The organism is Anaerolineaceae bacterium oral taxon 439, assembly GCA_001717545.1.
In the GTDB taxonomy this organism is placed as follows: domain Bacteria; phylum Chloroflexota; class Anaerolineae; order Anaerolineales; family Anaerolineaceae; genus Flexilinea.
Genome location: CP017039.1, coordinates 1,880,583 through 1,896,608, shown reverse-complemented (window position 1 = coordinate 1,896,608; position 16,026 = coordinate 1,880,583). Strand labels below are relative to the sequence as shown.

Below are 16,026 nucleotides of genomic sequence, written 5' to 3'. Positions count from 1 at the left end.
TTTATTTCGGTTTTTTTCAGGCGTTATGCGCTCCCGCAGAACCGCTCCCACTCGTCATAAATCGCCCGCAGCTCATCGTCGAGATAGCCGAGCGCAGCTTCTTTCAGATCGGCGGGAACGCCGTAATACGCTTCGGCGATAGAGCCGGTGATGGCGGCGAGGGTATCGCTGTCGCCGCCGAGAGAGATCGCCGTGCGGATCGCGTCTTCGAATGAATCGGACTCCAGGAAAGCTTCAATCGCCTGCGGGACGGTCTCCTGGCAGCTCGCATGGTAACGGTAAGTGGGGCGGATTTCGTCGATCGTGAACTCCAGCGGGTAATAATCGCGGGCGATGCGCTGACGAATTTCGCTTTTCAGCGCCCCTCGTCTCGCCATCATGATCGCGACGGTCGTGGCTTCCGCGCCTTTGATCCCTTCCGCGTGATTGTGCGTGACCGCCGTAATCGTCTGGGAAAGGCGGACCGCTTCCCGCTCGGTTTTCGCGATGAATCCAGCGGGGCTGATTCGCATGGCGGCTCCATTGCCGAAGCTGTTATAGGGTTGGGGATTGTCGCTGAAAATCCATCGATAGAACCTGCCGCCGAATCCGCAGCGCGGATACCTCCGCCCGATCTCCCTCAGATACTTCACCGTCAATTCAGACAACGCAGCGTAAAAGCCATCCGTGCCGGACGGCATGGCCTTCGACGCTTCCAGGATCGCCCTGGCGACGGCAAGCGTCATGATACTGTCGTCTGTGACGGAGCAGCTATCAGTAAGCAGGTCAAATTCCTTGCTGCGGTGGTTATTGAACTCAAAACGCGACCCTGCAATGTCGCCGATGATTGCTCCGATCATTGGATCGTTCTCCTTTTGTGTAACTATTGCTGGCGTCTTATCTCAGGAAATACCATGTAAAATCCCTGCGAGGGCAGCCTCGTCAGGCCCGCCGCGTTTATTAACCATAAAAAAACCTTATCCTTGAGAATCTGATAAGGCTTCATGGCTCATCCGCTATCATCTCCCGCAGAGTTGCGGGTTTACTCAAGCGCCCCCGGAGGGACTCGAACCCCCAACCTTTTGATTCGAAGTCAACGACTCTATCCATTGAGCTACGAGGGCAACAGTACATAGTATACCATAGTTTCGATTTTTCACCGGAAAAACCAAAAAGGTATGGCTGCGCACGCCCGTTAGCGGACCGTATGGATCGGGGCGCCGGCGACGAAAGCGCGCAGGTTTTCCGCCGCGATCGAGATCAACCGCTTCCGCGTTTCGAGCGGCGTCCAGGCGACATGCGGCGTGATCAGGCAGTTTTTCGCGCGAAGCAGCGGGTTTTCCGCGGCGATCGGCTCGATCGAGACGACGTCGATCGCCGCGCAGCCGATCTTCCCCGAATTCAGCGCGTCGGCGACGTCGCCTTCATTCAGGATTGGCCCGCGGCTGGCGTTGATCAGGATGACGCCGTCCTTCATTTTCGCGATGCGATCCCGATTAATGAATCCGACGAGCTCCGGCGTCAGCGCGGCGTTCAGCGAGATGAAATCCGATCTGGCGAGAAGTTCGTCGACCGGTACATATTCCGCGATCGCTTTCCCTTCTTCGGACTGCGACCGGCTGGCGGCGATCACGTTCATTCCGAACGCGCGCGCTATCCGCCCGACGGCTTTCCCGATCCGTCCGAAGCCGAAGATCCCGAGCGTTTTCCCCGCCAGCTCGATCAACGGACGATCCAGCTGGAAGGTAAAATCGATCGACCGCTGCCAGTCGCCGCGATGGACCGCGCGGTCGAACGCGCCCACCCGATTCGTGGCCTCGAGAAGGAGCGCGAAAACGTGTTGTGCGGTGGCTTCGGTTCCGTAGCTGGGGATATTCGTGACGGTAATTCCGCGTTCCGCGGCGGCGGGGACGTCGACGACGTTATATCCGGTCGCCAGGACGCCGATATATTTAACAGTTGGGCAGCCGTCCAGGACTTCACGGGGCAGCGGCGTTTTATTCGTGAGGACGGCTTCGGCGCCGCCGATCCGCTCGACGATTCCGGCGAGATTCTGATGATCCGTCCGATCGTAGACGGTCAGCTCTCCGAGCGTTTCGAGTTCCTCCCAGCTCAGGTCGCCGGGATTCGTCGTCCATCCGTCAAGAATGACTATTTTCATACTTAATTTCCTCTCGTTCTTTCTGGGAAATCGGTAGAGCGGTTTGATTTTACCCTGAGGCAGGGAAACCGAGGCGGCGGTTGCTTTCGGGCGGCCGCGTCAGAAAAGCGAAATCTGATCGTCGTTTTCCGCTCTCTCCGCGTCGTCCGTTTCAGCGCGCGCCGGGGGATCCGGCGTTTCCGGTTGGGGGCGGGGCTGCGTTGTCTCCGGCTTAGGCACGGTCGGTTTTTCGGGCGCACGGGCGGAGTTCTTCGGATCTTTTTTCCTCTCTGCGGGTTGATCCGAGTCGGCGAGATGGACGACGGTGATCCCGGTGACAGTCTGGTTCACGAGCTTGATAAAATATTCGAGTGCCTTCGCGCGCCTGACCGCCTTGATCATCGCCGGTCGGACGGACCGCGTCTTCTGTTTCCCGTAATGAAGGAGGACGGCTGATTTACCGGACGGCATCAGCGTCAGCCCTGCGATCTTTTCGCCCGCGGCGAGCTTCGCGATCATGACGCCCTGGCCCGCGCGTTTTTGGAGCGGGAATTCGCTGACGGCGATTTTTCCCAGGCCCCAGTCCGTCGTCGCGAACGCGACCGAATCCTTTTCGCTGACGATCGCGGCGCCGGCGATCGTCGCGCCGTCCGCTAATTTCATTCCGGCGACGCCGGCCGCAATCAGTCCCATCGGTCGCAGGTCGTCCTGCGTGAATCGGATCGCCTGCCCTTCGCTTGACGCGAGCATAACCTGATCAGTTTCGTCCCGCGTAATCAGCGCCGCGACAATTCGATCGCCCGGATTCACCTTGCAAATCGCGAACGTTTGCCCTGAAACGGTCGGCAGGTTTGAGAGCAGCGTCCGCTTGATCAGCCCGTTCTGGCTGACGGTAAGAATCGACGCTTCGTCGCCGACGGTCCCGCCGGGCGTCAGCGCGAAAAGCTGGACCGCGGATTCGTCCCCTTTCTGGAGAAGCTGCGGCCGGAGATCGACGCCCTCCGCGAAGGAATCGACGGTCGGGAGCGTATGCACGTATGATCCGATGACTTTTCCTGCGCTGTTTAACAGGTAGACGTTGTCGTCGGTCGAGGACAGCGCGGCGAAGCGTCCGAGGTCAAAGCCCTTTTCATTTGCGCGCTCGATCGAGACGCGCCCGATTTTGAGCTCCTTCGATACGCCGACGATGACCCGTTCGGATTCCATCATCGCGCCGGCGGTGACGACTTCCTTCGCCGAAACGCCTTCCCCGAGCGTGACGATCTGCGTTCGGCGCGGGTCGCCGTATTTACGCCTGATATCCAGCTGGTTCTCGATCAGGAGGCTGCGCATCTTAGCCGGCGACGCGAGCAGCTCGCGCATATCCTGGATCGCGAGCTGGAGCGCGTCATATTCGCTTTGCAGTTTTTCACGTTCGAGCTGATTGATCCGTTTCAGCGCCATATCTAAGATTGCCTGCGCCTGGATCGCGTCGATCGGGAAGCGCGCGACGAGTTTTTCCCGCGCTTCTTTCTCGTTGGCGGAAGCGCGGATGATGGCGATGACTTCGTCGATATTCAGCACGGCGACGAGCAGTCCGGCGACGATATGCGCCCGTTCTTCGCTTTTTTTGAGCTGGAAGCGGGTCCGCCGTTCGATAACGAGAAGGTGATGGTCGATGTAAACCTTGAGCGCTTTTTTGAGCCCGATAACGCGCGGTTGATTGTTGACGAGCGCCAGCATGATGACGCCGAACGTCGTCTGCAGCGGGGTATATTTATAAAGTTTCCGGATAACGTCTTCGGGATCGTCGACCTTCCCGACCTCGATCACGATGCGCATGCCCTGCCGGTCGGATTCGTCGCGGAGGTCGGTAATATTCTCCAGAACGCCGTCGCGGACGAGCTTCGCGATCCGTTCGAGGAGCGAGGTTTTATTGATCAGGTAGGGGATTTCGGTGATGATAATCCGGTTCCGGCCGCGGCCGATATCTTCGAGATGAACCTTGCCGCGGACCATGAGCTTTCCGCGTCCGGTCGCGTATGCACGGGAAATTTCGTCCTTATCCTCCTCGTTGACGATCAGTCCGCCGGTCGGGAAATCGGGCCCCTGGACGAAGCGCATCAGGTCCTCAGTCGAAATATCGTCGTACGATTCCCAATTTTTAAGGAGATAGACGACGGCGTCGATGACCTCGCCCAGGTTATGCGGCGGGATGTTGGTCGCCATGCCGACCGCGATCCCGTTCGCGCCGTTGACGAGCATATGCGGGAACTGCGCCGGGAGAATGAGCGGCTCCGGGAGCGTGTCGTCGAAGTTTCGGGTAAAGTCGACGGTATCCTGATCCAGTCCGGTCAGCAGCTCCATCGCGATTTTACTCAGCTTCGCTTCAGTGTAGCGCATCGCCGCCGGCGGGTCGCCGTCGATCGAGCCGAAGTTCCCCTGACCCTCGACGAGCGGGGAGCGGATGGTGAAATCCTGCGCGAGGCGGGCCATCGCGTCGTAAACCGCGCTGTCGCCATGCGGATGATATTTCCCGAGGACTTCGCCGACGATACGGGCCGATTTCTTAAACGAGCCTTCCGGACGGATCCCCATATCGTACATCGCGTACAGGATCCGGCGCTGGACCGGTTTCAGTCCGTCCCGCGCGTCCGGAAGCGCGCGGGAGATGATCACGCTCATCGCGTAATCCAGATAGGACTGCTGCATTTCGGTCGTAATTTCGATGGGGGTGATTTCTTTCACGTTCGCCGCTTCCCTTTCCGTTGGATTGACCCGTAAGACGAGTACCGATTATAGCATTCTTTTCTTCGGCTCCCGTCGGTTCGTCCGGGGAATCAGGAATTTTTATTCAACTTCATTTTGGCCCGGGATTGGTTAAAAAATGTGCGATATAGATTGAATGCATGTAGACCGTCTGTCATGCGGATCACAGAGGATCGTCATACAGAGAAATGACAAAAGGCAGATAAAACGACTGGATATTTGTCATGCGTTTTTTATTACTTTTAGCACATGGTCAGTGTTTTTTTCTTGTATAATGTGTTGTGAAAATAAGATGTATATGATGTTTGGGTAAGAAGGAGGTTCGTTATGAAGAAGATCATATGGGGCGTTCTGGCGGCTGGGCTGCTGGCCGTGACTGCGGGTATATCTGCGCAGTCCGTTCCTTTTGACGGGATTTCAATCCCATTCGATCAGGAGATCTATATCGTTCAGGAGGAACTGGAGAACAGCGCCGACGAGCTGTTGTTGACGCTGCTGTACGCGTTCGATCCGGAAATCGCCGCGGACGGGGAGGCTGAAATCTGCGAGGTCGAATCGGCTGATATCGAGAATTCGTTCCGAACGTATATGGAGAACATTTCAGCGGGCGGTCTGGACGCGGTGCAGCCGCCGGTGCCGATAGACGCGGACGGCTGCGACGCGGTTCGGATCCGTTACCGGTTCGCCCCGTCGCCGATTCCCGCCGACGCGGAGCTTATCTTCGCGCAGCTCGATTTCGGTCAGCCTGCGCTTGAATTTATTTATGCGGATCCGGCAAGCTTCGAGTATGCCGGAACGGACGGCGCGCTTGCGAATCGATTTTTGCAGCGGCGCAATGAGCTGACGATCAGCCCGTCTTTCTTCGGAGAGACCGGCGCGAAAGCGTACGACAGGATTCCGAAAACGGCGGCGCCGCAGGTAACCGACTGGGCTCCCGCGACGCGCGATCGCTACCGGATTTCGGTTTCGGACGTTCTTTTTGGCCCGTCGCATCTTGAACTGAGCGTTCTTCTCTCCAGCCAGTACGTTCACCGCGATTTTTCCCGCATGGATTGGAACATGGTTGGAAATAATAAAGAGATTGAAACGGTTGAAACCGGAACGCGCTTTCTGCTGGACGGAAAGATGATCGGCGGGACGGACGGCGGCGGGGACGGCCGCTTCGCGGACAAGGAGCAGTTTGACGGCCCGATCCATGTGGCTCCTTACCCGATGGCGTTTAATCCTGCCGGGCTGATGACCGCGACGCCGGAAATGCGCCTGTACCGGATGAACTGGATTTTCTATTCCGAACCGAAGCTCCGTTTCGCGTTTACGCCGGATGGGCAGGCGATCTATCACTGGACGACGAAGCTGAATTATTATGGCCCGACGACGTTCAGCGTCGATTTCCCGGGAATGGAGAATATCCGGGTGCCGGATCAGGACGATCCTTACTATAGTTTTTCTCAGTAAAGGGGTAATCAATCGCGGAAGCCGGAGATTCTCCCCGGCTTCCAGAGCAGCGTGAGCGTTGACCGAAAGTCGGATCGCGATTCAACGCGATGAAAAAAAGACCGCCCGAGCGTTTCTGGCGGTTTTTTTTCATCGGACCGGCGAGCGATCGCTTTCGTCAGGCGAACCGATGATGGAAAATACGAGCTCCAGGAGCTCGCGATCTGCGACTTCTCCGGTCATGCGGTCGAGAATCACGTATTCGTAGCCATCGTCCCAGAAGAAGCAGACGATCCCCGCTTCCGCCGCCGCGGAAAAATAGGCTTTGGCCGCGTCCAGATTTTGTTGCCGCGGCATGGATTTTGGAAAGCCGATTTCGTCAACGACGATCGGGAGTCCGAATTCTGTTGCGATGTTTGCGAGCGATTGCGCGCCTGACGAAATGAGCTCCGGGTCGAGCGTGTAACTATGTACGCTCAGGAGCAGTTTGTCGCCGGCGGGGTCTGAGAACGGACAGTGGAGCATTTCGCGGATGATCTCTTCTTCGGCGGAGGCCGCGAACGGCGACAGCATCAGGAACCGGTCCGCGTTCTTTCCGCCGGAGTTCCGAACCGTGTCGATAAACGACTGGTTCAGGGCATGGACGATTCGCTGATCCTCCCGGTTATCCCAGCTCCGCTCCCGGTTCATCCATTCGCCGGAGCTTTGGAAAATCAGGCGCTGATCGGTCTCGATGAACCGCGCGGCGACCTGTTCCCAGATTGAGACGAAGTTCACGCGGCTCTTCTCGAATTCGTCCGTGTCGGCGAAAATCCAGTTGAGGCTGGGATTCATGCCGGTGTCGTGATGGATGTTGATTATTGCGTAGAGGTCGTTTTCCAGCGCCCAGCCGACGACTTCCTCGATCCGGTTCAGCCATGCCGGGTCGATCGTTCCGTCTTCGCGGAGATGATTGTAATAGCTGATCGGGATTCGGATCGTGCTGAAGCCCGCGGCGCTGACCGCGTTGATCAGCTCTTTCGTCGGCTTCGGATTCTCCCAGAACGTTTCGCTTTCGAGCTTGAAGCCGCGCCCTTTGTGCATCGCGTCCAGGCTGTTTCCCAGGTTCCATCCAAGGCGCAACTCCCTGACAAGTTCGGCGGCGGATAGAGACGGCGACGGCTCGTTCGTTTCCGCCGCGCCGGCGGAAGCCATGGCTAAAGAAAAGATCAGGCAGGCGGCGGCGAACCAGGCGAAACGCAGGGTCATACGGCGGTTGATTTTGCGGTGTCGTTCATTCATGACTTTATTATAGATGCGATACGGGTGGTTTGAGAATGGTTGACTGAAATGTGACTGGATGAGCGCGTCGGGGATGAAAGCGCGGGCTGCTCAGTGGATCTAATCGAAAAGAGGGGACTTTCATTGAAAATCCCCTCCGGTTCCGTAAAGGTTCGTGTCGGCGGTTCGGTTTATTCGTCCGACGGTAAATTGGCGATCAGCGCGCCGTTCTGGACATATTCGTCTTCGTTATCGAACATGCCCTGCGAGAAGCCGGTCCCGGCGGGGATGAGCTTCCCGATAATGACGTTTTCTTTCAACCCGTAAAGCGGGTCTTTCGCGCCGGCGATCGCGGCCGAGGCGAGGACTTTGATCGTATGCTGGAAGGATGAGGCCGACAGCCATGAATCGGTGCTGAGCGATGCTTTCGAGACGCCGAGAAGCGTTTCGACGTATTTCGCCGGCTGTTTTCCTTCGGCTTCGAGCTTGCGGTTGATATCGCGGATCCGCAGGTAATCGACGACGTCCATCGGCAGGAACGGAGAATCTCCGGATCGGGTGATCTGAACCTTGCCGAGCATCTTGCGGATAATGACCTCGAAATGCTTATTGTGGATCATCTGGCCCTGATCGCGGTAGATGAGCTGAATCCCGCTGAGAATATAATTCGCGCAGGCTTCCCGCCCCTGCAACCGCAGGATCATATGCGGGTTGATCGAACCCTTCGTGAGCGGCTGGCCCGCGGAAACGTAATCGCCGTCCCTGATTTCGAGCTGCGCCGTCGTCGGGATATCGTATTCTTCGGTTTCGCGGAGCTCGTATCCGACGATGACTTTGTTGTCTTCGATCCGGACCTGTCCGGTATGCGGCGTGGTGATGGTTGCGTCGCCGTTATCGGCGATCACGGATCCGGCCGTCACCGTGTCTTCGTCCTCGACCGCGAGCGTCCAGCCTTCGGGAATTTCGAACGTATCGGCGGCTATAGCGGAATGATCGATGCGGACGACGCGCTGGTCGGAATTTTTATCCGATTGGATAATCGTCGCGACGCCTTCGATCTGCGCGACGACGGCTTCGCCTTTCGGCGTCCGGCGCGCTTCAAAGAGTTCTTCGACGCGCGGGAGACCGGAGGTAATATCGCTCTGGGTCGCGACGCCGCCGCTGTGGAACGTGCGCAGCGTTAACTGCGTTCCCGGTTCGCCGATCGACTGCGCGGCGACGGTTCCGACGGCGGTCCCCAATTCGACTTTCTTTCCGCGGCTCAGGTCAAGCCCATAGCACTTGGCGCAAATCCCATGTTTCAGCTCGCAGGTCATCGGCGAGAAAACGTGGACCGATTCGACGCCGCTTTTCTCGATCCGCTCGGCCATTTCATGCGTGATATGCTCGTCTTTTTCGCCGATAATTTCGCCGGTCCGGTCGTCGACGACGCGTTCGCAGAGGACGCGGCTGTAGATCCGTTCGGCGAAGCGCTGTTTCGCGGCGTTTTCGCTGCGGCGGATGGTGATTCCCTCGCTCGTGCCGCAGTCTTCATCGTTGATGACCAGGTCCTGCGCGATGTCGACGAGACGGCGGGTCAGGTAGCCGGCGTCGGCGGTCCGGAGCGCGGTATCGGCTAACCCTTTCCGGGCGCCATGCGTCGAGATAAAGTATTCGAGCGCGGTCAGTCCTTCGCGGAAACCGGATTTAATCGGGAGGCGGATAATCCGTCCGGACGGATCGGCCATCAGCCCGCGCATGCCGGCCAGCTGCGAAATGGGGCCGAAGCCGCCTTTCGACGCGCCGGAATTGGCCATGACCGCCATGTTGCCCTGCGGATCCATCGTGCGTTTAACTTCGCTTCCGATCATGTCGGTCGTATCGCGCCAGAGGGAGATCGTCCGGGAATCGCGTTCCTGTTCGGTGAGGAGGCCGCGCCGCCATTGTTTATTGATCTGGTTGACTTCCTGCTCTGTTTTGGCGATGAGCGATTCTTTCGTATCCGGAACGGTAATATCGAAGACGGAGATCGTCGATCCGGAGCGCATCGCGTATTCGAAGCCGATGTCCTTGATCGCGTCGGCGGTTACGGTCGTGACCTCCTGGTCGCAGGTTTGATAAACTTCGGAAATCAGGTCCTTAATCGAACCTTTTTCGAAGGTCTGGTTCTTGAATCGGATCTCTTCCGGGAGAATTTCGTTGAAGAGGACGCGTCCGACCGTCGTTTCAATGACCCGTGTGATCGGGCTGTCGAGGCGGACGACGAACGTTTTCTCTTTTTCGATGAGTTCGGTCTGATTGTCGGCGGTTTTGACCGCTTCGGTAACGACCCGCTTTTCCTCGTTCCAGATCGTTTGCGTCCGGAATTTGATTTTGGCGTGAAGCGAGACCTGGCTCAGGTCGTAGGCCAGCTTGACTTCGTCGGAGTCGAAGAAGGCGCGGCCGTCGCCGAGCTCCGGATGCGCGGATTCCATCGTCAGGTAGTAAATGCCGAGGACCATGTCTTTCGACGGCGAGATAATCGGTTCGCCGTCCGACGGTTTCAGCAGGTTCTTTGACGCGAGCATCAGCTGCCTGGCTTCGGCGACCGCTTTTTCGGACAGCGGAACGTGCACGGCCATCTGGTCGCCGTCAAAGTCGGCGTTGAACGCGGTGCAAACGAGCGGATGGAGCTGGATCGCGTTCCCTTCGATCAGGATCGGTTCGAACGCCTGAATCCCGAGCCGGTGCAGCGTTGGGGCGCGGTTCAGCAGGACCGGATGGTCGCTGATGACTTCGGCGAGGACTTCGAGGACTTCGGGTTTATTGCGTTCGATAATCCGGTTCGCGCCTTTGACGTTCGAAGCGTAGCCTTCGGATACGAGGCGCGCGACCAGGAACGGATGATATAGTTCGAGCGCCATCGTCTTCGGCAGCCCGCATTGGTAGAGCTTTAATTTTGGCCCGACGACGATAACCGAACGCCCGGAGTAGTCGACGCGCTTCCCGAGCAGGTTGCGGCGGAAGCGGCCTTTCTTCCCTTTCAGCATGTCGGAGAGCGATTTCAGCTCGCGGCGGCCGCGGCGCGATAACGCTTTCCCACGCTGGGAATTATCGATGAGCGAGTCGACGGCCTCCTGGAGCATGCGCTTTTCGTTGCGGACGATGACGTCCGGCGCACCGAGCTCGAGGAGCCGTTTCAGCCGGTTATTGCGGTTGATCACGCGGCGATAAAGATCGTTCAGGTCGGAGGTTGCAAAACGCCCGCCGTCAAGCTGGACCATGGGGCGCAGGTCGGGCGGAATAACCGGCAGAATCGACAGGATCATCCATTCCGGTTTATTCTTTGACGCGCGGAACGATTCGACGACCTTGAGGCGCGAGACGGCTTTCTTGCGCTTCTGCTTGCTCTTTGTTGTCCGCACCTCGTTCCAGAGGTCTTCCGAGAGCCGGTCCATGTCGAGGCGGCGGAGGATATCCATGAACGCTTCGGCGCCCATATCGGCGCGGAAAACGTTTCCCCATCGGGATTTCAGTTCCCGATACGAAATTTCGCTTAGGAACGCCAGCGGCTGAAGATCGAGGAGTTCGTCTCGGAGCTTCGAATTCGTCGAATCGGATTTCATCGAGATTTCTTCGAGCTGGTTGCGAAGCGCTTCCATCTGCTCTTCCGCTTCAGCGCGGAGCGTCTGCTTTTCCATGTCGAGGCGTTCGAAGTCGCGCTGGAGCTGGCCGCGGTAGCTGCCTTCGATTTCGTCTAATTTGGCCTTGACCGCTTTCTGGACGGCGGCGATATGCGCGTTGGTAATCGTCTCGCCGGCTTTGACGACGACGGTATCGGTCTGCGCGATGAGGACGTCGTCGTTTGCGACCGACCCCAGGCGTCCGTGGAGATCGCTCTCGATCCGCTGACCTTCGCGGATAATCGGGGCGATTTCGGCGGCGACTTTTTCGTCGGTCTGCGACTGGAGCGAATCGCGCTGTTCTTTAAGGATGGCGTATTGCTGATCCCGGTAATTCTTGATTTCGAGGATCTTCTGATTGAATTCGGTCGCGTATTCGCGTTCCGAACCGGAGATTTCTTCCTCAAGGCGGGCTAACGCTTTCTGACGCGCTTCCTCGTCGACGTAGGTCACGATATATTGCGCATAGTATAAAGCGCGGTCGAGGTTGCGGCGCGAGATATCGAGGAGGAGTCCCAGATACGAGGGGATCCGGCGCGTGTACCAGATATGCGCGATCGGCGCCGAGAGATTAATATGCCCCATGCGTTCGCGGCGGACGGACGCGCGCGTAACCTGCACGCCGCATTTTTCGCATACGATATTTTTGTAGCGGGGATTCTTATACTTTCCGCAGTAACACTGCCAATCGCGGGTCGGTCCGAAGATCGCTTCGCAAAATAACCCATCCTTTTCCGGTCGAAGGCGGCGATAGTTAATCGTTTCGGGTTTCAGGACCTCGCCGTATGACCATTTCAGAACTTCTTCCGGCGACGCGAGACTGATCCCTAATGCAACTAATCCTTTTGTTTCCACGAATTTCCTCCAAAGAGATTGGAACTTAGAATCCGTCGCAACGTACAGGGGTCCGTCCCTGTACGCCCCAACAGGAATTTAAATTATTAAAGCGCCACATATGCTATGTGTGCAAATATTAATTATACTTCGTCGAGTCGGGTTCAGGCGGGATAAAAGAAACCAGATGACAACCACCACCGCGCATATGGAGGCCGGTACGGCGTCGTTGAGGGTAGATTCGTTGACAGTGTCTGGGATTATTGTATCATGATTTTGGATTCTCCGGAACAGCGGCGGACAGCGGGTATCTTTATTCAGTCCGTAAAACGAAGAAATCGAGCTGGGACAAAAAAGAGGCCCGAAGGTACGTACTCCATCGAGCCTCTCTGACGTCGGGATTCCCGGCGATTTATTTCGCGCTTAGCTTCTCTTTCAACGCGGTAATTTCGTCGTCGCTCAGCCCGATTCCCCGCAGGTAGGTCTCAGCGGCATCCGCGAGGTCCAGCCCGTCGAGACTGTTGACCGCGAAGGCGGATTTGAGGTTTTTGACGATGTTGTTTGAAATGGCGTTGTATTGCTCTGAACCTTTTTCCACGCCGTAAAAATTCTCAAAAGTCTTCATATAATCGGCAACGACTTCTTCCTCGGACGCGCCCATCAGGCATTCCAGAATCGCGACGCTGAATCCGGTTCGGTCCTGACCTTCGTTGCAATGAATCAGGTATGGGCCGTCGTTTGCGATAAAGAAGCGAAGTCCTTCGGCGAATCCCGTCCGGTTCTGATCTGAAGCCATGTCTGCGCCGAGCGCAAGGTAGATTACGTTCTGCGAAGCCGTATACGTATCGGCGAAACCTTCATACGCGTTCGCTGATTCCTCGTTGTCGGCCTGGTTCATGATCGTCTTAATTTCCGCCTCTTTTACAGCTGCGTCGGCGAATGCGCTGCGTCCGATTTTAGGATTGACGGGCGAGGAGGCGCGGTATAAGACGTTTTCTCCCATTCCGGTTGTCGTCACGGCGCGGAAATTCGCGAATTCCTTGTCGGTAAGCGCCGCGTAATCGCCGCGCTCGTTCGTCCGATTCAGGTCGTATAAGAGATATTGACCGGCGTACCCCCCTTTTTCGCCCTGCGACACGGTCACTTTTATCGGGAATTCAACGCCTTCCCGGGCGTTCCAGAAATAGGTTTTATCCTCGTTGGTCGTTTTGTCGGCTAACCCGTATGTAGCCGCGAAGCTGCCGTTGAAAATCTCCAGCTCGACGGGCTTTGCGTCGTCTTCCCAGACGACCAAAGCGCTTCCCTTCGCTTCAACGTAACGGTAATCGGGGACGACCGGCAGCTTTAAGACCTGACCTGAAAACGCGACATGCACATAATCCGCATATTCGATCCCGAGGTCCCTGATCTCTCCGGAAGTCACGGACAAACGGACGTCTCCGTATTTATCGATCTCTTCTACGGACGGGGCGACGGTGGAAAGGCTGGGCGCCTGGAGTTTTTCTTTGATTGCCGCGATTTCGTCCGCGGTCAGCCCTATTTCAAGGCAGTATTCTTCCGCTTCCGCCGCGAGATCGACGTCGGGATCGGCGATATCCTCGATTTCGAACGAGGACGCCAGCGTTTTGGCGATGTTGCTGCGGACGATTGCGTCGTATTTTTCCGTTCCCGGTTCGACGCCGTAATAATTGGCGTAGGTTGTCATGTAATCGGCGACGATTTCGTCCGCGGGCGCGCCCATCAGCGCTTCAATCACAGCGGAGAAGAAACCTGCGCGGTCTTTCCCTTCGTTGCAGTGCACCAGGAACGGACCTTCATTTTCCGCAATGAATCGGACGCCTTCCGCGAGACCGGCTTTGAATTCATCGCCCAAAACGTTGACGGTCAGGTTCAGCGGGATAATATTCAGTGTCCCGTAATAGCTTTCCGCCCACGTCGGGTAAGCCTCCATTGATTCCTGGCTGTCGGCGAGGTTGATAACGGATTTAATTCCGGCTTCCCTGGCCGCCGCGTCCGCGAAAAGGTTTCGCGAGATGTCCTCGTTGACCGGCGAAGACGAACGGTAAACGGTTTTCGGCGCGATCCCGGCGGTCGTGATTTCACGGAAATTCGCGAATTCCGCATCCGATAAATCGGGATATGCATCGCGTTCGTACTGCATGGTCACCTGACGGCTGAACCACTCGGTATAATAACCGCCTTTTTCGCGCAGCGAAATTGCGGCGCCGACCGGCTCTTCGATGCCCTCATTGTACGTGAAGACGGTATTCCCGTCGGCATCTTTAGCGCCCGTCGCGACTCCAGCGTCGGCAGCAAATTGACCGTAGTTGATGCACAGCGAGATGAAGTCGCGTTCTTTTTCCGGATCGATCACGACGCGAACGAGGTATTCTCCAGCGTCGACATCTGTATAACTGTTGCAGACGGGCATATCGTAGGTTTTCCCGTTAACTGAAACCGAGACGATGTCCCCATAGTCATAAGCTTTCAGGAAGTCGCTTCCCTTGATGTCGAGATCCATATGCCCGTATTTCTGAATGTTGACAACATGACCCTCGACAGCCGGAAGGGCGAGTTTCTCGCGCAGTGCGGCGATTTCGCCATTGGTTAAGCCAGGCTCAATTTTGAGATATTCTTCACGCGGCAGCCAGCAGTTTCGCTTTTTCTCTTCGGGATGGTCGGTTAAGCCAAGCTCCGTTTTGAGATATTCTTCAGCTTCCGCGGCGAGGTCAACGGCTGATATGTCTTCAACGTCGAATGCGGTTTGCAGCACTTTGATGATGTTGCTGTTGACAATGGCTTCATACTGTTCGCTGCCTTTTTCGACGCCGTAATAGTTATGGAAGGTGGTCATGTAATCATCGATGATTTCATCCAGGGTTGCGCCCATGAAAGCTTCGATAATGGCGGAAGTGAATCCAGCCCGATCTTTGCCTTCAGTGCAATGCAGGAGGTAGGGCCCTTCATTCGCAGCGATATGCCGCAGTCCGGCGGCGAGACCTTCCTTGAATTCAGCGGCAGTGAAATCTACGCCGAGGTTCAGGCCGATGATATTCAGCTTTGCGTAGTAGCTGTCGTCGAACCCTTCATACGCTTTCATCGTTTCCTCGCTGTCGGCGAGGTTGACGACCGTTTTAATGCCTGCCGCCTCGATCGCGGCGTCCGCGTAAGCGTTCCGGGAAATTTCCGGATTGACGGGTGACGAGGAGCGGTACAGCGTTCCGTAACCGATACCGGTGGTCGAAATCATGCGGAAGTTCGCGAATTCTTCGTCGCTCAGATCTGGATAGCTTTCGCGTTCTTCGCTGCGGGACAGTTGGTGAATCAAGTACTGCTCATGATATGCCCCCGCTTCTTTCATGTCAATGGTGACTTTGACCGGCTGTTCGACGCCTTCGTTATAGATCCATTCAAAACCCGGGTCGGCTTCGATTTTATTCTTGACCGCGATTCCGGACGTCGTCGCTAAATCACCCATATTAATCGCGAGCAGCATTGCGTCTTCGTTTGTCTCCTCTTTGATGACGACGCGGCAGAGCATTGAACCGTTGTCGACGTCGGAGTAGTTCGAAACGACCGGCATTTCGTACTCCGTGCCGTTCAGCGTCACGGTGACGACGTCTCCGTATGCGAAGCCCGTGCTCAGGAAATCTGACCCTTTCAGGTCGAGCTCCAGATTTCCATATTTCTGAATTCCGGTCACGAGCGCTTCGACGCTTTCCGCGTTGGCGGAGATGGTCAGGCTGAGAACCAGGAATGCCGCTAAGAGCAGCGCTGACAGTTTAAGAGTTAAGCGTTTCATATTGTGATCTCCATTTCTTCCTGACGAACCTTCAGGAAAAAAAGTGTATCATGGCGGGGTTCATGTGACAAGCTTCTTATTTGTACAACGAATTGAATCATTACGGACGATTGCCTTTAGTTAGGAAAATAAGCTCTGTTCATGCGCGTAGCCATGAGATGTCATAAATAAGTCGATGAACGCCGCGC

Annotated in this window: 7 protein-coding genes and 1 tRNA gene; 1 reads left to right on the top strand and 7 read right to left on the bottom strand. The window is 56.5% G+C overall.

The features are described 5' to 3' along the window. Nucleotides 1-23: 23 nt before the first annotated feature. From BEQ56_08520 to BEQ56_08505, 4 genes are all read right to left on the bottom strand, one after another. Entirely contained in the window at nt 24-839 is an 816-nt protein-coding gene (locus BEQ56_08520; protein ID AOH43515.1) for an ADP-ribosylglycohydrolase, read from the bottom strand. Between the two features lie 191 nt (nt 840-1,030). Beyond that, nucleotides 1,031-1,103 (bottom strand) — tRNA-Arg (locus tag BEQ56_08515). A 71-nt stretch (nt 1,104-1,174) separates the two neighbouring features. Beyond that, nucleotides 1,175-2,140, bottom strand: a complete 966-nt coding sequence (locus BEQ56_08510; protein AOH43514.1) for a hypothetical protein — start codon at nt 2,138-2,140, stop codon at nt 1,175-1,177. A gap of 99 nt (nt 2,141-2,239) precedes the next feature. Beyond that, nucleotides 2,240-4,846, bottom strand: coding sequence for a hypothetical protein (locus BEQ56_08505; GenBank protein AOH43513.1), 2,607 nt, complete (start codon nt 4,844-4,846; stop codon nt 2,240-2,242). Between the two features lie 348 nt (nt 4,847-5,194). Here BEQ56_08505 and BEQ56_08500 point away from each other — a divergent pair, with 348 nt between their 5' ends. Continuing rightward, complete coding sequence (locus BEQ56_08500) at nt 5,195-6,322, top strand: hypothetical protein (GenBank protein ID AOH43512.1); 1,128 nt, start codon at nt 5,195-5,197, stop codon at nt 6,320-6,322. Nucleotides 6,323-6,451: 129 nt separating this feature from the next. On the opposite strand, the gene BEQ56_08495 is transcribed toward BEQ56_08500, so the two are convergent. From BEQ56_08495 to BEQ56_08485, 3 genes are all read right to left on the bottom strand, one after another. Beyond that, nucleotides 6,452-7,549 (bottom strand): hypothetical protein, encoded by a 1,098-nt coding sequence (locus tag BEQ56_08495; GenBank protein ID AOH43511.1) that lies wholly within the window; start codon nt 7,547-7,549, stop codon nt 6,452-6,454. A 203-nt stretch (nt 7,550-7,752) separates the two neighbouring features. Beyond that, nucleotides 7,753-12,057, bottom strand: a complete 4,305-nt coding sequence (locus BEQ56_08490) for a DNA-directed RNA polymerase subunit beta' (GenBank protein ID AOH43510.1) — start codon at nt 12,055-12,057, stop codon at nt 7,753-7,755. Nucleotides 12,058-12,448: 391 nt separating this feature from the next. Then, nucleotides 12,449-15,838: a hypothetical protein gene (locus BEQ56_08485; protein AOH43509.1), complete on the bottom strand. Its 3,390-nt coding sequence runs from the start codon at nt 15,836-15,838 to the stop codon at nt 12,449-12,451. Nucleotides 15,839-16,026: the final 188 nt, after the last annotated feature.

What these genes read in the sequence shown, in the direction of transcription:
- BEQ56_08485 (AOH43509.1), bottom strand. Translation starts at nt 15,838, where the DNA reads ATGAAACGCTTAACTCTTAAACTGTCAGCGCTGCTCTTAGCGGCATTC.
- BEQ56_08495 (AOH43511.1), bottom strand. Translation starts at nt 7,549, where the DNA reads ATGACCCTGCGTTTCGCCTGGTTCGCCGCCGCCTGCCTGATCTTTTCT.
- BEQ56_08520 (AOH43515.1), bottom strand. Translation starts at nt 839, where the DNA reads ATGATCGGAGCAATCATCGGCGACATTGCAGGGTCGCGTTTTGAGTTC.
- BEQ56_08510 (AOH43514.1), bottom strand. Translation starts at nt 2,140, where the DNA reads ATGAAAATAGTCATTCTTGACGGATGGACGACGAATCCCGGCGACCTG.
- BEQ56_08500 (AOH43512.1), top strand. Translation starts at nt 5,195, where the DNA reads ATGAAGAAGATCATATGGGGCGTTCTGGCGGCTGGGCTGCTGGCCGTG.